A 21,605-nucleotide genomic window follows, 5' to 3' on the forward strand; every position below is an offset into this window, starting at 1 on the left:
GGCTTTCTCCTTAGCTCTATCTCTATTTTCTCATGCCACTAATTTACTGACCAGTGCCGAGATTGATGGATTGTTGACCCAAATGAGCATCTTAGGTGCTGAGGATAGTCTTACCTTTGAAGCTTTTATTGCGACTAAACTAGCCCCTAAGCTTTGGATAGGTGCTTATGTATTTATGGATAATTGTTCTATTCRCAAGGGAGAAAATATCGAAGCTTTGATTGCGGTATCAGGAGTCACCCTAATCTATCTACCTCCTTACTCTCCAGACTTTCACCAATTGAGAATTGTTGGTCAAAGATTAAGAGTATTCTGCGTTCTATTGGCGCGAGAAACTATCCTGATTTACTCAAATCTCTTGAAGATGCTTTTAATAGTCTTTCTACTTCAGATTTTAAATCTTGGTTTACTCATTCTTGCTACTGTACCTCACTAGACTGAAATTTGCTATATAACTTTCAGGAAATAGTTAAAAATACCTCGAACTTGTGCATATTGTGGTGTCCATAGCTCACTTACTAGAGAACATATTTGGCCCAAGTGCATTATTAATCGTGTTAATTACGACGTAAGCATCACTCCCCGTCGCAAGTTCATCTCTGGTGAATTGACGATTGCCGATGTTTGCTCATCTTGTAATAACAAAATACTTGCAAAGCTTGATACCTATATTTGTAAGCTGTATGTCAGAACTAAAAGTGATTTACAATTTTTTCTCACTTATGGAGCAACTAGATCCTGATCTTACTTATGTAACTGTCAAGACAACAGGATTAGCAGTTCAAGATATGGTCATTCCATATCTTGAGCGAAATAAAGAAGAATATTATCGCTACCTAGATCAGGATAAAAATTTATAGATATTGCTGATTTTGCAATGTAAATTCACGAAATAGTAGTTTTAGCTTTTATTGGAAATTGAATGATAGAAGAAGATATTAGATGGATACAGAGATTTTCTAACTTTGAGATAGCTTTCCTTTCGTTACAAAACTCACTCAAAACAGAACGATTCAAAACAGAACGATTCAAAACAGAACAACATCATCCTAGAAATACCAGACAGTATCGATACTACTTTAAAATAGTTCATTCCAATTGAAAGTCACATCAGGAAAAGTAAGAATTGATAGAGTATCATTCTCATCGTAACGGCTGATTAACTTATATCCATTTGCCGATGGTTGCGAATATCCCTCGATCGCTTTTTTATTCACATCAAACAACCACATCTCAGGAATCCCCGCCAACCCATACAGAGGTGCTTTTACTTCGCGATCATAATCAATGGAACTATCAGCAACCTCGATGATTAATAAAATATCCTCTGGTATTGGTAATCCCTCTTCATAAAAATCATCACGAAATTTCAAAATAGTAATATCTGGTTTTGGCTCAGAGTTATCATTTAGACGAATTGAGTTTTGCGGCCAGATGATAGCTTTGCCAAAAAGACGATTAGTAAATATTGCATTCAGTCGAGCAACACAAGTAGCGTGTTTTCTGCCAATTGGGGACATAGTTTGAATTTCTCCGTTAATTAGTTCAAGGCGATCGCCCTCTTGGAAAACACCAGCTTCGTGCATGAGATGATATTGCTGGGTCGTCAATAGGAACTTATTCGCCAACTTATTCTGGTTTTGCGTAAGCAATTGAACTTTCATAAGCTTAGAATTAGATTGGTTGGAGTGATATTGATGATCATCATAGCTCAGCCCATAAATTCAATGAAAATTAAATTTATAGCATTCCCCAAACATAGTTAGCGATAGCTGGAAATCATGACAGGTTTACGTGAAATTATCTGTTCTACTCAAGGTGCAATTGATCTCCAAATTAATGGAGCATTAGGAATTCCTTTTAATGATCTAAATCGCGATCGCGCCGCTAAGTTACCAGAAATTTGTCGATTTCTCTATCAACAAGGACTAGATGGATTTTTACCTACCCTTGTTACTGCCGACCTTGAGCAATTCCATCGATCGCTATTTTTCCTAGCCGAAGCGATCGCCCATCAAAAGCAAAATCCCAATCCTCACGAAGCCAAAATTTTAGGTGTCCATCTCGAAGGGCCATTTCTACATCCCGACAAACGTGGCGCACATCCACAACAACATCTATTACCGCTTAATCTCGATACATTACGGCAGGTATTAGGTGATTACACCGACATTATTAAACTAGTTACCCTTGCACCTGAACTTGATCCATCAGGGGAAACGATTCAATATTTACGCGATCGTCAGATCGTCGTCAGTTTGGGTCACTCTACGGCTAATGCTGAACAAACGAGAACTGCGATCGCCCAAGGGGCAACAATGGTCACTCATGCCTTTAATGCCATGCCAAGTTTGCATCATCGCGATGTGGGCTTATTGGGCGAAGCAATATTAAGCGATCGGGTTTGGTGCGGATTAATCGCTGATGGAATTCATGTTTCGCCCGAAATGATCAAACTGCTTTATCGGATGAAAAAACAAATTTTTCTGGTCAGTGATGCTCTCGCGCCCCTTGGTTTACCCGATGGCACTTATCCTTGGGACGATCGCCAAATTACAATTCAAAATGGCACAGCGAGATTACCCGATGGCACGCTTTCGGGTACGACTCTGCCCTTAATCAACGCAGTCAATAATCTGATCGAGTGGGGAGTTTGTGAGCCAGAAAATACTATTAAATTAGCGATCGAGGCTCCACGCCTTGCCATAAATCTAGCGATCGATCAAAATGCGCCTCAGAGGCTCACTTGGTGCAGTTACTCGTTCTCTTGTCCTGCTCCACCCAATTTTAAATCCGTCCGTACTTCTTGGGTTTGTGAAGTTAATTGATAGAGCTAAACCTCAGAGGCTAAGCTTGCCTCAGACACAATATCAATTCCCGACTTAACAGCACCATTAAGATGGAGATCGCTAGCAATATCTGTTTGAGGTTGGTGCATTTTCAAAATCATGGCAAGACTTTGCTTGAGTTTAGTTCTTGGCACAACTGCATCCACAAAACCATGATCGAGCAGATATTCAGAAGACTGGAAACCTTCAGGGATTTTTTGCTTAAGGGTCTGCTCGATGACACGACGACCAGTAAATCCAATTAACGCCTTTGGCTCAGCTAAAATCAAATCGCCAAGCATCGCAAAACTTGCAGTTACTCCGCCCGTTGTCGGATTCGTCAAAATGGGGATATACAACAGATTTGCCTGACGATGGCGTTCCAAAGCTGCGGAAGTCTTCGCCATCTGCATCAAGCTCAAAATCCCTTCCTGCATTCGCGCCCCACCAGAAGCGCAAAAGATCAACGCAGGAAAGCGTTTAGCAGTGGCAGTTTCCAGCATACGGGTAATTTTTTCCCCGACAACCGATCCCATACTGCCTCCCATAAAGCGGAAATCCATTACCGCTAGAGCCGCATCACAACCATCGATCTTGCCAGTGCCAGTGATCACCCCATCACTTAAACCCGTTTTTTGCTTATATTCTTTGATGCGATCGATATAGGGCTTGCGATCCTTAAAACCTAAAGGATCACAGGAAGTTAAATCTGCATCCATCTCTTCCCATGTGCCTGTATCAATCAGTTGGACAATGCGTTCATAAGCATTAACTTGATTGTGATGACCACATTCAGGACAAACCATCAAATTGATTTTCAAATCCTTTACATAGGTCAAAGCGCCACAACTGGAACATTTGTGCCACAAGCCATCAGGAATTTCCCGTTCTTGAGATTCTTGATTAAGATTAGGAGTTTTGCGGCGATATGCTTCACCTGCGCGCGAGCGAGTTTCAGCAAACCAATCAAACAGTGACATAGCGGCTCACGGTTTACAGAATAAGCTTTAGTTGTCAATGTTGACAGACGACAACTGTAGCCAAAAATACAAGTGTAACTTTATGATCATACAGCGCTTTGCGCTCTCAGTAAAACTAAGGGGCGATGCTTGGCATCACCCCTTAGTTTTTATTCTAGGCTGTCACTGGACTTTTGCTTCACCCGCTCAACTTGAGAGTATTTCTCAACTGTTTGAGTTACTTCAAATAGTGATTGCTGTAACGGTTTAATGGCTGTTTGTAAGTCCTCATAGGTAGCCTCTTCAGCTTCATATAAATTCTTGAGAGCTTCCATGTTCTTGAGTGTAGGTTCACGCAAACTGGTAGTGATCACCGACGGACCATTGTCTCTGAGGATTTCTTCAACAGTACGAATCAGGTTGGATGCTTGGTTCCGCATATTCGCTAACTCACGACGAGCTTCATCTTCTTCAGAGTAGACCTCAGCTTCCATCCGCATTCTCTCGATTTCGCTGGGACTCAAGCCACCTGTATTCGTGATGCTGATACTTTGCTCAACTCCAGTGTCAATGTCTCGCGCTGAAACCTTGAGAATACCATTAGCATCAATATCAAAGGAAACTTCGATCTGGGGAATTCCACGAGGTGCTGGACGAATACCCTCTAGCTCAAATTTGCCAAGACTTTTGTTATCCTTTGCCATCGCCCGTTCGCCTTGCAGAACATGGATTTCTACAGCCGATTGATTATCAACGGCTGTGGAGAAAATTTGGGACTTGCTAGTGGGGATGGTGGTGTTACGTTCTAGGTTCTTCGTAAATACACCGCCTTGAGTTTCTAGTCCAATTGAGAGGGGAATTACGTCCAGTAATAGGAGATCCTTAACTTCACCGCCTAAGATCCCCGCTTGCACTGCTGCACCGATCGCTACAGCTTCATCAGGATTAACTGACTGATCAGGCTTTTTACCGTCGAAAAATCTGGATATTGCTTCTTGAACTGAAGGAATTCGAGTTGAGCCACCAACCAAAATAATCCGATTAATCTCTTTAGGTAATAGCCCCGCATCCTTCAATGCTTGAGCGGTCGGTTCGAGAGTTGCTTTGACTAGAGGTGCTGTAATTTCATCAAACTTGGAACGCGTAAAATCTAGCTCAATCGTCTTTGGCCCTGACTCATCAGCAGCAATAAATGGCAAACTGATCAAGGTTGAAGGAGCACTGGAAAGCTCAATCTTGGCTTTTTCAGCGGCTTCTTTGAGTCGTTGCAAAGCAGTTTTATCCGCAGCTAAGTCAATTCCTTCTTTTTGTTTAAAGTCAGCAACTAACCAGTCCACAATCATTGCGTCAAAGTCATCACCACCAAGGTGATTATTTCCTGATGTTGCTTTAACTTCAAAAATGCCATCACCAAGTTGCAGTACGGACACATCGAATGTACCGCCGCCAAGGTCAAACACCAAAACGATCTGATCTTGATCCTGCTTGTCCAAACCGTAGGCTAGTGCTGCTGCTGTCGGTTCATTGACAATCCGTAGCACTTCCATGCCCGAAATTGCGCCAGCGTCTTTGGTCGCTTGGCGTTGAGTATCAGTAAAGTAAGCAGGGACAGTAATAACGGCTTGAGTGACCTCTTCACCCAGATAGTTTTCAGCATCCTGCTTTAGCTTTTGCAGGATCATTGCTGAAATTTCTTGGGGCGTATAAGTCTTATCCCCAATCTGAACATCAACGGTCTCATCTTTTCCTTTGACCGCTGTGTAAGGAACGCGACGACGCTCCGACTCGGTTTCGTCCCAGCCACGACCAATAAAACGCTTGATACTATAAACAGTATTGACTGAGTTGGTTACGGATTGGCGCTTAGCAACCTGTCCAACGATCCGCTCGCTACTGTCTTTGACAAAAGCGACAATACTCGGTGTGGTGCGCCCCCCCTCTGCACTAGAGATGACAACAGGCTTACCACCCTCTAAAACCGAAACACAACTGTTTGTCGTACCAAGGTCGATCCCAATTACTTTCGACATAATCGCCAGTTCCGTTAAAAGCTTTTTTAAAGTTTAGCTTAATGAATTTCTGAATAATGTACCCTAAGAATGCATTTCAAGATGCAATCACGATCGCATCTTGAAATATTTAGCTTAATTAGGTTCGCTAGAGCTATTTTCAGAGGTGTCGTCTGAAGACGGGTTATCATCTCCGTCAATTTTACCTGAAGACACTTTGACCAGTGAATGACGTAGGACACGATCATCACTGACTAGATAGCCTGGGCGTAATTCTTCGGTAATGATACCTTCGTCATATTCGGTTGAAGGTTCTTGCATAATTGCTTCATGGAAATTGGGGTCAAAGTCTTGCCCAACACACTCCATCCTCACTACCCCTGTCTCTTTGAGGCATTTTAGCAACTGCTTATATACAGATTGATAACTTTTGTGAATTGAAGCTTCGCCATCAGTTTTTGGAGAGATTTGTAACTGTGCGCGCTCAAAGTCATCCACTACAGGCAGGATTTTTTTAAGAATCTTGGATGTAATTGTCCCTTCTTGCTCTTCTTTGTCGCGCTCTGTACGTTTGCGAAAATTCTCGAAGTCAGCATATAGACGCAAGTACTGCTGTTTGCGATCGTCTAATTGCTCTCTCAGTGAGGTTGACTCAGCAATTAAACCATTAATTTTTTCTAGCGTTGCTGCGGCTGCTGCATTTGCTTTACTTGCGTCAGTTTTTGGCTCGCTAGCTGTTGTTGCAGATGCTGGAGAGCCTTCTGCTTTGGATATGTCTGGATTTGCGATTTGATTTAATTCTTCGGCAGCAAGTTGTTGCAACCGTGACTCAAGAACCTCATCATCTTCGTCGATGAGGTCGTCAGAACTTAGTAGGTTTTCTTCTTCGATCATTACGGTGATACTCTTTTAGCGCTTTTTAGACTAGCAGTAAATTGCTAAGAGTTAAAATTTAAGTGTTAGTTTTGACGATTTTTGTCAGTCATTTCGATTTTACTCTTTATCTGAGACAACGTATAGCCGTTAGTGGCATATAGTGGCATAAATATGGAAATTTGCGCTGAAATGAAGTTAGCGCGAAGCGCCGCTTTTATTTATGGCAAACAATTAAGAGTTGATTTTGTAGAGATGCCAGTCTCAGCAACGTTGCCAGAGGCTAAAGAGCAAAAATATGTACGAATCTTAGGAGCCAGATTTAAAGCGTTAGTAAAATCGGCGGCTTCGATACTGCCAACATTTTCAACGATCGCATTGCGGAAATTTGCGCCGTTAAGGTTTGTACCAGCAAATTCGATCAAAATTAATTTTGCTGCGGTTAAGTTAGCTGAACTAAGATTTGCATTGGAGAGGTTTGTTAAGTGAAGCTCAGCCGATCGCAAATCGGCTAGAGACAAATCGGCATCGTCTAAAACCGCATCACTCAGATTTGCGGCGCTTAAATTGCTTTCACTCAGATTCGCTTTAACAAGATTAGCTTTACGAAGATTGGTGAGGACTAGATTTGCGCCTTTGAGATTGGAGGAACTGAGATCAACCTCACTCAGATTTGCCTTCATTAATTCTGCTTTTTGTAAAAGTGCTGACCCTAACTTTGCTTGAAATAAATTTGCCCGCAATAAATTCGCCTGAGATAAATTGGCTTCAGTCAGATTAGAAAATGCTAAGTTTGCGTCCACAAGATTAGAATTACTCAGATCTGCACCTCGGAGATCGACTTTAACGATTTTAATGCCATTCAAATTTGCATTCCTGAAGATAACTTGGCGCAGATCAACTCTTTCTAGCACAGAACCACTGAGATTAATATTGCTAAAGTCTTGACCTTGCAAGCGATCGCCTTGAGTACCTGTCAACTGCACATAGCGAAAATCTCGCTGCCCCTCCGCATATTTTGCTTGTAAAGTTGTGGCTGTGATTGGGGTTAACTTGGGAGTTGTGACAGCGACGGGAGTAGGAGAATTAGTGGGAGTAGGGGAATTAGTGGGGGTGGGAGTTGGCGAATTCGTAGGAGTGTTAGTCGCGACAGGCTGAGGCGGCGATGGAATTTTTTTAACCAGCCAGAACATAAGCCCAACAATCGCGAATATCGTTGCGCCCCAAAATAAAAACTTCTTGGACTGTGTAACTACAAGTTTTACTTTTTGGAATGGTTGAGTCGATGGCTCTGGCTGATCTTTGCCATGACAACGACGGATCAGGCGATCGCATAGCTCACGAGTTTCATCATCAGGGATACTCGCGATCGACTGAAACACAGGTGATAATTCAGGTTCTTGAAAATCGTTTTGCCGAAAAATCAAATTTTTGTTGTCTTCGTGGAAGGTTTCCCAAAGATTAGGCTGGCTTGCTAAAGCCCGAAGAGATAGGGAAATCACTTCAAAGGAAAATTCATCAAGCTGATCCCCAAAGTCCTTCGGTGATCGCATTGGTGGCTGATAGTTAGGATGCCCTACTTCAAGGGGTGGAGTCCCTCGCAATGCAGGCACATACATGCCGTCATAGTCAACCAGCTTTAGTTCTCCCTGATCGTCCACCATGATATTTCCATGCTGCAAATCACCGTGAGCAATACCAACCTGTTGTAAGTCTTTTTGGAGTTGTTTCAGTTGCCGATCTAAACGCAACAACACTTGCGAATCATCAATATATTCACCAATATAGCGATCGAGTTCTGAGCCTTCCACCCAATCCATTTTTAGAATCGGATACCATTCGCCTTTGACCAAAATTCCTTGGGTCAGAAACTCAAAATCAACTAAGTAAGGAATCTGGTGTTGACTGAGATATTCACTAATTAACCTGTAGCGTTGCTGCACGTCCGATTGCGGAATGCGCGTAAAACAACGTACAGCCCAAGAGCGATTTCCCTTAGTGAGTTTGTACACCGTGGCGAAGTTGCCTGACCATAGTAAAACCCGTCCCCGCGAATTTTTAGAAGTGCTAGATTGCTTCAGGTCAGGATCGGCAAAGCAAAGATGCGGATTTTGCACCGCAATTGTAAAGTCAATATTTAAGGGCCAAGTTTGAATATCTGTCATGACTCACAACTTTGACTCATCGGTGCATCCTGAATTTTGAGACATAGCAAGGTTGTATCGTCGTTGGCTATTTCATGGCGATCGCGCAATTCTGTCACCCATTCTGCAAACAAATCTTGCGAGCTGATCTCATCTAATTTTACCCAAGGATCTTGATTTGCCTCTAGTTGCTTAAAAATCCAACAGGCGATCGCATCGGTGGTCAGATAAAAGCGATCTCCAAATTTTGCCTCCCCATGAATTTGCGAAATATTAATATTCGCCGCCTTAACATTAGTTCCAATCAGCTTGGGACGATTGTTAAATTCCTGACTTTTTTGCAAAGGAAAGCTGGTTTGCAAACAGCGATCGCGCACGATAAATAAACAAGAATCTCCCACAGCAATGGATTTCCAGCTTAAATCTGCAAAAACTTCTAAGCTCACAAAAGTGGCAAAAGCGCCCTCGCCAGCCTTACGTTTAGCAAACCAAGACAAATCCTGATGCGCTAACCATTGTTGCCAAGACGTTTGTAATGGCGATAGCCAATTTGCAGCACAAGCATAGACTTCTTGCCAAGGTAATTGACGATTCACAAAAGTCGTTACTAACTCCCGCGCCCATTCCCGTGCAAAGGAAGACTCGGTTGCCCCATCAGACAAAGCGAGCGACACCATCGGATTTCGTTTTACACAATGCCAAATGTCTTCACATTCGGCGATCAAATTTCCCGCCTTTTGAACTGAAAAACTTTGAATCAGCTCAAAATGAGCCTCAGATAGTTCTTTATCTAATTTTTTTAGCTCAGGCTTGAGGGTCTGATTATATAAACTGCGATCGCTATATTTCTGAGTATTTAAGGCAATTTCTTTAAAGCCAAAATTTGCATACCCATAGGGAGAATGCAAGCCAGAAAAAGTATTAGAAAAAAAAGGTCTAAACACAGTAGCTATAGCGATCGGCAATTTGATCAGCAAATTCAAGGTCACACATTAGCACATTAATCTAATCGAAAAGCCGCCATAGGGCGGCTTTTCTTGTACAAAAAATAGAGCGTGCTTTGCACACTCTATTTTGATTAGGCAAATGCTAGAGAAGCTAAAGGCTGGGGAATGGAAGCACTAGGCGCAGTAAATTCGCCAGTCACCACAAACTCAAGTCTTAACTTCAGCCAACGCATAGTATTTGGATCGGTTGTAATGATCGCCGCCGCAGGTTGGGGAATTTGCTTTTTAATGCTTGCCATCTCAGGCGCTTCCAAAAAAGCAGGCTGCTCAATCAACCAAAAATTAATTTCCTTATTGCGAGCCTCAAAATTGCGCCGACGCTCCGATAGCGTCTCACCCAAAGGTTTCCCTTCGTCTTCGCACAAGTACTTACGGCTAGCAGCCACGAAATAATATTGCTGGGAGTCTGACATAAATTTTTTTCTTAACAAGGTAATAGCTTGTAAAGCCAGATCTATGTTAACGCTTATTTAACTTATCGAACTTTGCAATAGATTAAGCTGTGGTGTTAGCTCTAGAACACTGTTCAACACAATATCAGCACCATTTTCCTTGAGCAAAGCTGTATAGCGATCTCGTAAATCTGCACTGACATGGGGAGGAATTACACCAACAGCAACATATTGATAACTAGGATCAAAGTCTCTCGCCTTTACTACCGTCAGCATATCCGCCACCGTGTCCCCCACATACACAATCACAGTTGCAGAATTACCCTGCTTCATCTCAATTTGCTTAGCCGCTAATAACAGTCCCGTAGGATCAGGCTTACCCGCCGCATCCTCCATCGCTATTAACACAGGATCATCAATATTTAGTCGCTTTAGTACATAACTAGCCGAAGCCCGCGTTGCTCCACTAAAGAAGCCCCATCCAATTCCTGCGATCGTCAGCTCCTGAAAATATTTCGTAGTGGCAATCAGAGGCTCCGTCGCAATATAGCCATCTGACCAGTCAGGATTACTACCCCGATAACGACTCTGAAAAAATTCAACGATCGCCTCATAGGAAACTTGAATCTCTTGCCCCAGACTTTGAAAATACCGCTTAATTAGCTCCTGTGAAGCTTCCCAGTCATTATTCCAAATCCCTTCAGACTTTAACTCGTCGATTTCTTCGGGAGTAGGACGATAAGCAGCATTTGTAAAATGCTCAACCGTATCAGCCAGTGCGCGTCGATAGGAACCCGATACATCACGAATCACGCCATCAATATCAAAGACAAAAATACTTGTATTTAATAGTTTTGAGTCAACTTTAGAGGTTTCAATCATGTTATAGTGCAAGATCGCTACTTTAATATGTAATTTAACTTTTCTTGGAGGTAGGTAGCATTGTCCCAGTTTATTCTAAAAATCTTATGGTTAGAGAATAATGTCGCTCTTGCCGTCGATCAAGTCGTTGGCAAAGGCTTCAGCCCTCTCACCAAGTATTTCTTTTGGCCCCGTGATGATGCTTGGGATCAACTTAAAACAGAAATGGAAAGCAAGCCTTGGATTGCCGATCAAGATCGGATTGAAATTTTAAATAAGGCAACCGAAGTAATTAATTACTGGCAGCAAGAGGGCAAAAATCGCCCTATGACAGAAGCTCAAGGTAAATTCCCTGATGTCATATTTACTGGTAGTAACTAAGCAAATAAAAAAGGGCGCATTGCGCCCCTTTTTTTGATTTAAAAAGGTTTCGCATTGCGAAACCTTTTTAATTTTAGAAACTATTTATCGAGTGCAGGCATCGATAGTACAGCCTCAGTCTCACGGTCAATACCCTTTTCAAAGCCAGCAACAGCCGCGCGAGCGCGACCAGCGTGCCAAAGGTGACCAACTAAGAACATGAAGGACAGTACGAAGTGAGAAGTAGACAACCAAGAGCGAGGAGATACGAAGTTAACTGCGTTGATTTCAGTGATAACACCACCAACTGAGTTCAAGGAACCCAAAGGAGCGTGGGTCATGTACTCAGCAGCACGACGTACTTGCCAAGGCTGAACGTCATTCTTAAGTTTGTCGATATCCAAGCCATTAGGACCACGGAGAGGCTCCAACCAAGGACCACGGAAGTCCCAGAAACGCATGGTTTCACCACCGAAAATGATTTCGCCTGAAGGAGAACGCATCAGGTATTTACCTAGACCAGTAGGACCTTGAGAGGTGGCAATGTTTGCACCCAACTTTTGGTCACGTACAAGGTAAGTAAATGCTTGAGACTGAGAGGCTTCAGCGCCAGTAGGACCAAAGAACTCACTAGGATACACAGTGTTGTTAAACCACACAAAGCAAGTAGCGATAAACGCCATCAAGCTCAATGCACCAAGACTGTAGGATAGGTATGCTTCACCAGACCAAACAAGAGCGCGTCTTGCCCAACCAAAAGGCTTGGTAAGAATATGCCAAATACCTCCAGAAATGCAGATCAAGCCGATCCAAATATGTCCACCGACTACATCTTCGAGGTTATCAACCCCAACGATGTTACCTTCACCACCAAAGGGTGAGTTAAGTAAATAGCCAAAGATGACAACAGGGTTGATCGTCGGATTAGTGATTACACGTACATCGCCTCCACCAGGAGCCCATGTATCATAAAGACCACCAAAAAACATTGCCTTGAATACGAGCAGAAGTGCGCCAAAGCCCAACACGATCAGGTGATACCCGATGATGTTAGTCATTTGGTTCTTATCTTTCCAGTCATAGCCAAAGAAGGAAGAATAATTTTCTAAAACGTCAGGTCCACGCAAAGCATGGTAAATACCACCAAAGCCCAGTACTGCCGAAGAAATAAGGTGTAAAACGCCAACTACGAAATATGGAAATACATCAACAACTTCACCACCAGCACCAACACCCCAACCTTGAGTTGCAAGGTGAGGTAGGAGGATGAAGCCTTGCTCGTACATTGGCTTTTCAGGAACAAAGTGCGCGACTTCAAACAAAGTCATTGCACCAGCCCAGAACACGATTAAACCAGCGTGAGCAACGTGAGCGCCCAGCAGTTTACCAGAAAGGTTGATGAGTCGTGCGTTGCCAGACCACCAAGCAAAGCCCGATGAGTCTTGTGTACGCCCGCCCACTCCTAGGGAGTTTAAGTTAATGGTCGTCGTCACGAGAGGTTATCTCCAGAAAAATTTTTATAGGTTTAAAGTGCAAATAATTTTTAAGCTATCAGTTATCAGATAGTTAACTGAAGAGCGTTCAGACGTTTGATGAGATTCATCATAATCCAAAAACTAGTAGAACCGTACTGATTTCTGATAGCTAAGTTTTGCAGTTATGCTTAAAAAATTGATTGCAGCACGCTGCAATCAATTTTTTAAGCTTCAAATTTATAATGCGTTACCGCGAGGTAATACTTCTTCAGGGAAGATGAATCTTTCAGCAGGTTGGTCTTGAGGAGCCATCCAAGCACGAATACCTTCGTTCAAGAGCAAGTTCTTGGTATAGAAAGTTTCAAATTCAGGATCTTCTGCGGCCCGAACTTCTTGTGATACGAAATCGTAGGCGCGCAAGTTCAATGCTAGACCAACAATACCAACGCTGCTGAACCATAGTCCAGTTACAGGTACGAATAGCATGAAGAAGTGCAACCAACGTTTGTTGGAGAAAGCGATACCGAAGATTTGGCTCCAGAAACGGTTAGCGGTAACCATGGAGTAGGTTTCTTCAGATTGGGTGGGGTTAAATGCTTTGAAGGTGTTAGAGCTAGAGCCTTCGCCATCTTCAAACAATGTGTTTTCAACGGTTGCACCGTGAATTGCACAAAGCAATGCGCCACCGAGAATACCTGCTACGCCCATCATGTGAAATGGGTTCAGAGTCCAGTTGTGGAAACCTTGAAGGAACAAGATGAAGCGGAAAATACCAGCTACGCCGAAGGTAGGTCCGAAGAACCAACCAGATTGACCCAAGGGGTACATTAAAAAGACGGATACAAATACGGCGATAGGACCAGAGAAGGCGATCGCATTATAAGGACGAATCCCAACGAGACGAGCAATTTCAAACTGACGCAGCATGAAGCCAATCAGTGCAAATGCACCGTGAAGTGCTAGGAATGTCCACAGACCACCGATTTGACACCAGCGAGTAAAGTCACCTTGAGCTTCAGGTCCCCACAGCAAGAGCAAGGAATGTCCAACGCTCAATGGAGGGGAAGATACGGCTACAGTCAAGATGTTGCATCCTTCGAGGAAGCTAGAAGCTAGCCCATGGCTGTACCAAGAAGATACAAAGGTAATGCCTGTAAACCAGCCACCAATTGATAAAAATGCGGTGGGGAATAGCAACAAGCCACTCCAACCAATAAATACAAATCTGTCGCGCTTTAGCCAGTCGTCGATGACATCAAACCATCCTCTTTCGACTTCTTGCGACCTGCCCATTGCAATGGTCATAATCTTAAATCCTGCTTTAACTACGAGTATTTATATGGATTTTAAATTAGCTTAACACATCTTTACGTTTGGGTTATTACAAAATAGTTAAAAACCTCAAATCGTTTTCAAACAAGGGTTTGAGCTTACTTTACAAAGTATATGTACTTAGCAACAAATCTTAAAAAAGTATTAAGAAGGTTTACTTCTACTGCTTTTGGGATAGTTGCCAATAAATTAATATATTAATTAACAATATAGCAGTGCTAAATCCAGTCCTTTCAAAAATGTTGGAAGAGAAATTGATTTGACTTGATTTTGCATTAGCAACTAAGTATTTGTACTTATAAACCTTACAGATATTAATAATGAAAATAGTCAATGCTCACTAAAACATGCGATCGCGATCGCATTCTTATCTTCAAAAACAGGGCAGTATCTTAGTTAAAGCTGGATAAGAGGTGTTCAAAATGATTGGACAAGCTGAAACAAAACAATCTGAAGTAGAGCAAACAGATCTCCTGCTAGACCAAGTGCCATCTACTCCTCAAAAATTTGGAGAGGTGGATGATGAAACTAGTTTGCTAACTGATTTACCTCAAGAAGAGGCTCAGCCACCAAAGCAGAAAAAATCTCGGCGACTATTACGCTGGACAATTTACAGTTTGTTGGGATTTGGACTAATTGCCATAGTAGCTCCTGCTTTTCTTGGCTCATTTAGTTGTGGCACAAAAGCTAGGAGTTCCGAAGCTCGGAGCTATGTAGGCAGTATGGGTAGAGCGCAGCAAGCTCTTTGGCTAGAAAATGGAGTTTTGGGGCGATCAATTCCTGCTTTGGCAATTGGTATTAAAGAGGAGACAGATAACTACAAATATGATTTACAAAGTTTTGAACTTGTTGCCTATCATTACGGTGTTCCCAAGAATGACAATTTAAAAAGTTTTGTCGGTGCAGTGTTTGTAGTACCTGAAAAAGATCAAACATCGCAAGGCGTAAATCAACAGGCTAGTCCAAAATCAGCCACAGAGCCAAGTACCGAAGCAGAGCTAACTACAGTCACTATTCTTTGTGAGTCACCGAACCTTGGAGTAAAGACAAAGTTACCCAAACCATTTCTAGAAAATGGCATTCCAAAATGTGCAGAGGGAACTGTCCTAGTAAAGTAACTGTCCTTCTATTTTTAGAAGATATTAAAAAAACAATGCAGTTTCCAAGTAGCCCAGTTTATCTATCAAAAGTTAGGGTTGCCAGCAAACAACTTAATCATTAAATAACACCCATTGAGAGAGGTTCCCCCATGGATAATTATATAAATTATCGTTATCGAGACTTTCAGAATCAATCATTTCAAAATGAATTTCGTAAAGGCGATGCAAATAAAGCTGACTTTACAGGAACGAGATTGAAAGGTTGTGATTTTCGAGGGGTGGGACTAGCGGGTGCTGATTTTTCAGAAACAGCGATTGAGAAAGACGACAAAAAATTCCAAAATCAGCGTATCCAAATGTTTCTGCACATCATTTTGGGATTCCCTTTAGGAGTTGCATCATGGTTTGCAGGTCAACTTGTGATAGTAGGTTGTGGTGGGGAAGCTGCAAGCGCCTATGGATGGATCGAGAATCCTTTTGTTTGGATATTTGCCTTTGCTACGGCTGCGGCAATTTCCCAAAGAAGACTTTTCATTATATACATGGGACTAATTGGATTAATGGTAATCGCCGCAATTAACTCTACCGCTCTGACAGTGGTTGGGATAGGTGTGATGATTGCCGCATTTGGGCTGTCTCTGTTTGGACTATATCTGGGTTACAAAAAAGGGGCGATCGCTGTGGGCATGGTCTGGATAGCGGTGGGAGTATCTTCAGCAATTTCGGCTGGTTATAGCTGGATCAAATACCGAGAAATTCATTATGCAATTTTGTTTGCTGTATTGGCGATTTTGCCTGCGGTTTTAGCGACTAGAGCTTTTAATCTCCACTTTGCAAAAGTCAAAATGTCGGTGGTGACTTCTTTTGATGGTGCAGACTTAACAAACGCGCGATTTGTAAATGCAGTTTTAGAAAATTGTGATTTTTCAGGTGCAAACATAGAAGGTATTGACTGGTATGGCGCAACCTTTAAAAATTGCAAGTTTCCCAAGGGCTTTTCTCTAGATACTCAGGAAGCGATCGCTAAAAATCCTGAGATTGTAGCTGTCAACAATTACGTCAGCCTCTAAAAAACAAAGTGACTGGCAGTGCTTCCTGCCGCTACTCACTTTGGGGTTGGATACAATAGGCTATGAATATTCAACTAAGTAAGTTGTTTAAACTTAGGATGGGGTAGAGATCGCGTAACCCGTCATTTCTGGCTAATTGATGCGTTACGTTTCACTAACGCATCCTACATTTAGAACAAAATTAGTGATTTGAATAATGCTGGAAATACCTAATGTTATTAAAGGAATAATAATCCTTATTTTTGTATTTGTACCAATTGAAAAAATATTTTCAGTACATCATAAAAAATTATTGCGTGAAGGTTGGTTTACAGATATTTGTTATTATTTTTCAGGCTATTTTATTGGTCATAGCACAACTAAATTATTAATTATATTTGCCTTGTTTGGACAGGGTTCTATCCCCACCTTATCTAGCTTTGTTAGCCAACAACCACTTTTTTTACAAGTAATCGTCGCCATATTTATTGGGGATCTTAGTTTTTATATAATTCACTATCTAATGCATACTGTACCTTGGTTATGGAAATTCCACGCAATTCATCATAGTTCCACCCATATGGACTGGCTTGCGACTGTGCGGGTACATCCTTTTGAGCAGATTTTGACCAAGGCTTGCCAAATGATTCCGCTTTATTGGCTAGGTTTCTCGACTGAGGCTTTGGCGATTTATGGAATTTTTTCGAGTGCGATCGCCTTTTTTATTCATGCCAATATTAGCGTCAGATTCCCGATTTTAAAATGGATTATTGCTACACCCGAATTTCATCATTGGCATCATGATCGTCATCCTCAACTATATGCTCAAAATCTGGCTGTCCAGTTGCCAATCCTTGATTATATATTTGGTACTTGGCATATGCCTAATCAAGAATTACCAAAGCAATATGGAACAGAATTAAATATTAAGACTAATTATTTTAACCACTTAGTTTATCCATTTAAGCACCTATTAAAATTGAGAGAATCTAATGACTCTGCAAGAAGTGAACCCATCAACAAATAAATTTAAATACTTTATATCTAAGCGTAGATATCTGCTTCCTGTGGCGATAGTTAGTACGTTGTTAGTAGTTGGTGTGGGAACTTTGAGTCTGTTGGCTTATCAGCAGCAAATGAGTCTACCTGTATATTTGCAAAGTTTTAGTACGCCGCAAATTTCAGTCGATGCGTTGGCTAGTAGCAAGCTTAAATCTATAGTGTTAATCGATGTGCGATCGCCTGAAGAATATCAAGAGGACCACATTGGCAATAGTGAGCTTGTACCATTAGCTGAAATCGAGTCTGAGGTAGGGCTTCAAAGGATTAACAGGATTGTGAAAAGCTATGAAGAGAAGCAAAAAACTAAACCCACAATAGTTTTGTACTGTACTTCGGGAATGCGATCAATCAAGGCAAATAAGTATCTGCGCGATCGCGGCTATCAGGTTGTAACTTTGACGGGTGGTATTAACGCATGGCGTAAATTGTTTACGCGATCGCAGGATTTACAATTTCTATAGACCAAAAGTTGATTGGCGGCGCTACGCGCCGCCAATCAACTTTTGGTTTTATGTCTTAAGTCGGGATGATAGGATTCGAACCTACGGCATCCTGCTCCCAAAGCAGGCGCGCTACCAAGCTGCGCTACATCCCGTTGCGAATATCTATGTTACTACAGAACGCGCGAAATACACATAATTATTTTTTTCCTTAAATTTTCAACTCAAGAATTTGCTTATGGGGCTTTGTGTTCAAAGAAATGAAGTGCAGCGCTCCACCGCACTTCATTATATAGCTGTCGCCAAGTGTATGAGGACATAAAATCCAAGAAGAGAATGTCGGCGCTTCGCGCCGACATTCTCTTCTTGGGTTTTGATTTTGTCTTAACACAATCGACGGTAGTTATATGTATGCAAGTCTTGACATATTAATGTTTTAAGGATTGCTTCACTAAAACTTGAGTTAGCATAATCGCGAAGCACTATAGATCTGCTAGACAAGCAAAATATGGCTAAACTCAGAATTGGTATTAATGGATTTGGCAGAATTGGACGATTAGTGGTTCGCGTTGCTGCCAAGCATCCCGAAATCGAGATTGTCGGAATCAACGATCTTGTTCCTTCTGATAACCTCGCTTATCTGCTTAAACATGACTCCACCCACGGTCTGTATGACGGTAAAATCTCGGCTCAACCCGAAGGCATTGAGATCGATGGTAAGTTAGTACCCTGTACTGCGATTCGCAATCCCTCAGAATTGCCTTGGGGAGAGCTAAAAGCGGACTATGTGGTAGAGTCTACGGGCTTATTTACTGACTATGCTGGGGCGATCGCGCATATTAACGCAGGTGCAAAGCGCGTGATCATTTCTGCTCCCACTAAAGATCCCGAAAAAGTACCCACATTGTTAGTTGGAGTAAATCATACTAAGTTTGATCCTGCCACTGATTTAATTGTCTCTAATGCAAGCTGTACCACCAATTGTCTAGCGCCGATCGCCAAGGTTCTCAATGATAACTTTGGTATTGCCGAAGGATTAATGACTACTGTTCACGCAATGACGGCTACACAACCAACGGTGGATGGCCCTAGCAAAAAGGATTGGCGTGGTGGACGTGGCGCTAGTCAAAATATCATTCCTTCTTCAACAGGTGCGGCGAAAGCGGTGGCTTTAGTTTTGCCTGAACTGAAAGGGAAGCTGACGGGAATGGCTCTGCGTGTTCCTACACCTGATGTATCGGTGGTAGATTTAACGTTTAAGACGGAAAAGGCTACTAGCTACAAAGAAATCTGTACGGCGATGAAGGCTGCCTCAGAAGGTGTCCTAAAGGACATTCTCGGTTATACCGATGAGGAGGTTGTCTCGACAGATTTTAAGGGAGATTCGCGATCAAGTATTTTTGATGCTGGTGCTGGCATTGAGCTAAATCCGAACTTCTTTAAGGTTGTCTCTTGGTATGACAATGAATGGGGTTATTCCTGCCGTGTGGTTGATTTGATGATATCGATGGCTAAAAAAGAAGGAATTCTTTAGTTCTCTAATTACAATGAAGGTGGCGCGAAGCATCACCTTCATTTATTTGGCTTTTTATCTTCGCTATATTTGGAAACCATTCTGTAGTAATAATGTCAATAGCAATAGATTGATTTAGAAGGCTTTACATTATGTGGGAACCCCGATCGCTTAAACCTTTAACTCATGCTTTACCGATCGCAATTTTATCTTTACCTTTAATCATCCCGTCAGTTAACTCAGAGGCGATCGCCCAAGCTACTTTTGGGCGGACTGGACAAGATGGCGATCGCGGGCGAGATGGACGTAATGGGCGCGATGGTCAAGACCTCAAAATCGTTGGTGATGGTAAACCTGCTACCTATGATCTCTCAGGCACAATCGGTGAAGATGCTGAAGATGGGACATCAGGGCGATCAGCTAGTAGTTGTGAACAACCCTATCGTCCTGAATATTCATTAATAGGCGCTGCGGGTGGACGTGGTGGTGATGGCGGTGATGGCGGACGTGGTGGCAATGGCGGCAATGCCATCATTTTTTATACTAATATTGCTGCACTTCAACAGCTAGAAATTCGGAATGCAGGTGGGAAAGGTGGTCGAAATGGCCGTAGCGCAGTTGGGGGCAAAGGCTGTGAATGCCAAGAAACATCATGGCAAGTTAAATACTGTACGCTAGAGACTGAACGCAGACCATTTAATGATGCTAAAGCTCCTTGGCAATATTATTCCAAAGAAACTCGGCTTTGTGGACGTTCAAGTGATGGTTGGGATCTTGATTTTAATCGCTTATACTCAAAGGTTTCTGAATATCGGAAAGATGATTGGCTCTATCGGCGCACTAATAAAGGAGTCACCCAGACAGATTATTATTCTTGTCAACGCGGACGTGATGGAGAGACTAGCAATAATGGGCGCAATGGCGAGACAGGTAATTATGGAAAAGTTACCCTTGTACCGCGTTTAGATATTCCTGCGGAGATCACCAGCGATCGCACCCTATTAGGAACTGCGATCGGTAAAAAAGTTGGCTTAGTCAAAAATATTTGGGTGGAGAGAAGTGGTTTGTCGCGATTATTGCGTCCTAGTTCGGATGTGTCAGATACATATACCTATTTAAAAGATACGGCACGCTTGTTCTATCGATTTGATTGGACTGCCAAAGAAACGCCAACAGCTTTAGGTGTTGATCGCGTGGAAATTGGGGCAACAGTAAATGTCCGTAATGAGAATGCTGAACTCGAATATCAATTGCCAGGGACATTGGAATATCAAGTTGTGCCTGAGAGCAATCTTCAAGTGGTAAAGATTAGAGGCGGATTCAATCCCGATCGCGTCAGTTCATTCCAATTACAAACAATCTCAGGTGTTGGTACTGACAATCAATTAATCCTTAGCGATCGGGGTAATGTGCGTGAGTTGCTCAAAGATACGCAAATCGAGGTGCAATGTTTTAGCAAGCAATCGGCAACGGGTGTAGTCGCTAGCGATTATGTTAAGCGGCGTACTGTTACTTTTAAAATTCCGCCGAAATTGGAACCTAGTGAGGGTGTGATCGTTAATGGCAATATTTACACGTTGCCCGTCGGTCGTTATTGTTCTCCTTGGCTAAAAGCTGATTACAACGCAGCCTATGGAATTGTAATTAATCAAACTACTAAGAGTGGCGCAAAATATAATCAAAGTATCGACATGCCTTTTGTCGTTGGGAAAAACTAACAAATTCTCGAATATGCAATAATGAGCCATCGTTGAAACAGATATTGCCTCTGATAAAGTCAAGCGTATCTGTACGTTTTTTTGTTGCAAGTTCAAATCTTTGCATAATTGGAAGCTTAGAAAGTATATTTCTGATTTCTGCAAAATAATTATCAATCAACAAAACTCAAAAAATCCACATTTTTCCTTTTACCCTTTTCCTTTTTCCTTGATCGTCTGAAGTCAACTGAGTGCATTTTGAGTTGTCGGATGCTCATTGCCAAGCTTTTGTTCGTAAATTTGGATGGCGTGTTGGATGGATTGCAGAGCTTGGGAATAGGCTCCTCTTAGTTGGTAGTCAATGCTAAAACCTACATTCCGCTCGTAATGGAAGGGTAAAATAATTACCGAAAATCAAAATCATCGAAAATCAAAAAAGAGGAGGTAAATATTAATACAGAGATGAAAGTATCGAATCTAGACCATCTAGGGATCGTGGCAGGG

The 21,605-nt window shown here is 42.2% G+C and carries 20 protein-coding genes and 1 tRNA gene; 10 read left to right on the forward strand and 11 right to left on the reverse strand.

Going from position 1 to position 21,605, the window contains the following annotated elements:
• Positions 1–436: transposase (locus B9G53_RS06035; RefSeq protein ID WP_176453114.1), on the forward strand; the 436-nt coding region annotated here is incomplete at its 5' end.
• Positions 437–683: 247 nt separating this feature from the next.
• Entirely contained in the window at positions 684–860 is a 177-nt protein-coding gene (locus B9G53_RS27225; protein WP_176453115.1) for a hypothetical protein, read from the forward strand.
• A gap of 219 nt (positions 861–1,079) precedes the next feature.
• Here B9G53_RS27225 and B9G53_RS06040 read toward each other — a convergent pair whose 3' ends face one another.
• Complete coding sequence (locus B9G53_RS06040; protein WP_094530209.1) at positions 1,080–1,664, reverse strand: Uma2 family endonuclease; 585 nt, start codon at positions 1,662–1,664, stop codon at positions 1,080–1,082.
• Between the two features lie 117 nt (positions 1,665–1,781).
• Between B9G53_RS06040 and nagA the strand changes: the two genes are divergently transcribed.
• Complete coding sequence (nagA, locus tag B9G53_RS06045; protein WP_094530211.1) at positions 1,782–2,828, forward strand: N-acetylglucosamine-6-phosphate deacetylase; 1,047 nt, start codon at positions 1,782–1,784, stop codon at positions 2,826–2,828.
• A 5-nt stretch (positions 2,829–2,833) separates the two neighbouring features.
• Here nagA and accD read toward each other — a convergent pair whose 3' ends face one another.
• From accD to B9G53_RS06080, 7 genes are all read right to left on the reverse strand, one after another.
• Positions 2,834–3,808, reverse strand: a complete 975-nt coding sequence (gene accD, locus B9G53_RS06050; protein ID WP_094530213.1) for an acetyl-CoA carboxylase, carboxyltransferase subunit beta — start codon at positions 3,806–3,808, stop codon at positions 2,834–2,836.
• 149 nt (positions 3,809–3,957) lie between these two features.
• Complete coding sequence (gene dnaK / locus B9G53_RS06055; protein WP_094530215.1) at positions 3,958–5,817, reverse strand: molecular chaperone DnaK; 1,860 nt, start codon at positions 5,815–5,817, stop codon at positions 3,958–3,960.
• Positions 5,818–5,931: 114 nt separating this feature from the next.
• The gene (gene grpE, locus B9G53_RS06060; RefSeq protein ID WP_094530217.1) at positions 5,932–6,690 is read right to left on the reverse strand and encodes a nucleotide exchange factor GrpE; all 759 of its coding nucleotides are present in this window, start codon (positions 6,688–6,690) and stop codon (positions 5,932–5,934) included.
• A 200-nt stretch (positions 6,691–6,890) separates the two neighbouring features.
• Positions 6,891–8,834: a pentapeptide repeat-containing protein gene (locus B9G53_RS06065; RefSeq protein ID WP_094530220.1), complete on the reverse strand. Its 1,944-nt coding sequence runs from the start codon at positions 8,832–8,834 to the stop codon at positions 6,891–6,893.
• Complete coding sequence (locus B9G53_RS06070; RefSeq protein WP_094530222.1) at positions 8,831–9,802, reverse strand: hypothetical protein; 972 nt, start codon at positions 9,800–9,802, stop codon at positions 8,831–8,833. The genes B9G53_RS06065 and B9G53_RS06070 overlap by 4 nt, the downstream gene beginning before the upstream one ends.
• 89 nt (positions 9,803–9,891) lie before the next feature.
• Positions 9,892–10,233, reverse strand: coding sequence for an MgPME-cyclase complex family protein (locus tag B9G53_RS06075; RefSeq protein WP_094530224.1), 342 nt, complete (start codon positions 10,231–10,233; stop codon positions 9,892–9,894).
• Between the two features lie 57 nt (positions 10,234–10,290).
• Positions 10,291–11,094 carry a TIGR01548 family HAD-type hydrolase gene (locus B9G53_RS06080; protein ID WP_094530226.1) on the reverse strand — a complete coding sequence of 268 codons (804 nt, stop codon included), beginning with the start codon at positions 11,092–11,094 and terminating at the stop codon, positions 10,291–10,293.
• Between the two features lie 60 nt (positions 11,095–11,154).
• On the opposite strand from B9G53_RS06080, the gene B9G53_RS06085 reads away from it, so the two are divergent.
• Positions 11,155–11,454, forward strand: a complete 300-nt coding sequence (locus B9G53_RS06085; RefSeq protein WP_094530228.1) for a 30S ribosomal protein PSRP-3 — start codon at positions 11,155–11,157, stop codon at positions 11,452–11,454.
• 80 nt (positions 11,455–11,534) lie between these two features.
• Here B9G53_RS06085 and psbC read toward each other — a convergent pair whose 3' ends face one another.
• Both psbC and psbD read right to left on the reverse strand, forming a co-directional pair.
• Positions 11,535–12,926 (reverse strand): photosystem II reaction center protein CP43, encoded by a 1,392-nt coding sequence (gene psbC, locus B9G53_RS06090; protein ID WP_094530230.1) that lies wholly within the window; start codon positions 12,924–12,926, stop codon positions 11,535–11,537.
• Between the two features lie 219 nt (positions 12,927–13,145).
• Complete coding sequence (gene psbD / locus B9G53_RS06095; RefSeq protein ID WP_094530232.1) at positions 13,146–14,213, reverse strand: photosystem II D2 protein (photosystem q(a) protein); 1,068 nt, start codon at positions 14,211–14,213, stop codon at positions 13,146–13,148.
• A gap of 449 nt (positions 14,214–14,662) precedes the next feature.
• On the opposite strand from psbD, the gene B9G53_RS06100 reads away from it, so the two are divergent.
• The 4 genes from B9G53_RS06100 to B9G53_RS06115 all read left to right on the forward strand — a co-directional run bounded on the left by B9G53_RS06100 (position 14,663) and on the right by B9G53_RS06115 (position 17,912).
• On the forward strand, positions 14,663–15,358 hold the full coding sequence (locus B9G53_RS06100; RefSeq protein WP_094530234.1) for a type IV pilin-like G/H family protein: 696 nt from the start codon (positions 14,663–14,665) through the stop codon (positions 15,356–15,358).
• A 131-nt stretch (positions 15,359–15,489) separates the two neighbouring features.
• Positions 15,490–16,410 (forward strand): pentapeptide repeat-containing protein, encoded by a 921-nt coding sequence (locus tag B9G53_RS06105; protein ID WP_094530236.1) that lies wholly within the window; start codon positions 15,490–15,492, stop codon positions 16,408–16,410.
• Positions 16,411–16,606: 196 nt separating this feature from the next.
• Complete coding sequence (locus B9G53_RS06110; RefSeq protein ID WP_254923574.1) at positions 16,607–17,416, forward strand: sterol desaturase family protein; 810 nt, start codon at positions 16,607–16,609, stop codon at positions 17,414–17,416.
• The gene (locus tag B9G53_RS06115) at positions 17,382–17,912 is read left to right on the forward strand and encodes a rhodanese-like domain-containing protein (RefSeq protein WP_094530238.1); all 531 of its coding nucleotides are present in this window, start codon (positions 17,382–17,384) and stop codon (positions 17,910–17,912) included. The genes B9G53_RS06110 and B9G53_RS06115 overlap by 35 nt, the downstream gene beginning before the upstream one ends.
• Positions 17,913–17,972: 60 nt before the next feature.
• Here B9G53_RS06115 and B9G53_RS06120 read toward each other — a convergent pair.
• A tRNA-Pro gene (locus B9G53_RS06120) sits at positions 17,973–18,046 on the reverse strand.
• 353 nt (positions 18,047–18,399) lie between these two features.
• Here B9G53_RS06120 and gap point away from each other — a divergent pair.
• Positions 18,400–19,425, forward strand: a complete 1,026-nt coding sequence (gene gap, locus B9G53_RS06125; RefSeq protein ID WP_094530240.1) for a type I glyceraldehyde-3-phosphate dehydrogenase — start codon at positions 18,400–18,402, stop codon at positions 19,423–19,425.
• A gap of 131 nt (positions 19,426–19,556) precedes the next feature.
• A complete protein-coding gene (locus tag B9G53_RS06130; RefSeq protein WP_094530242.1) occupies positions 19,557–21,122 on the forward strand; it encodes a hypothetical protein in 1,566 nt (521 codons plus the stop codon).
• The last annotated feature ends 483 nt before the right edge of the window (positions 21,123–21,605 follow it).

Origin of the sequence: Pseudanabaena sp. SR411, assembly GCF_002251945.1 — a bacterium.
Lineage (GTDB): Bacteria > Cyanobacteriota > Cyanobacteriia > Pseudanabaenales > Pseudanabaenaceae > Pseudanabaena.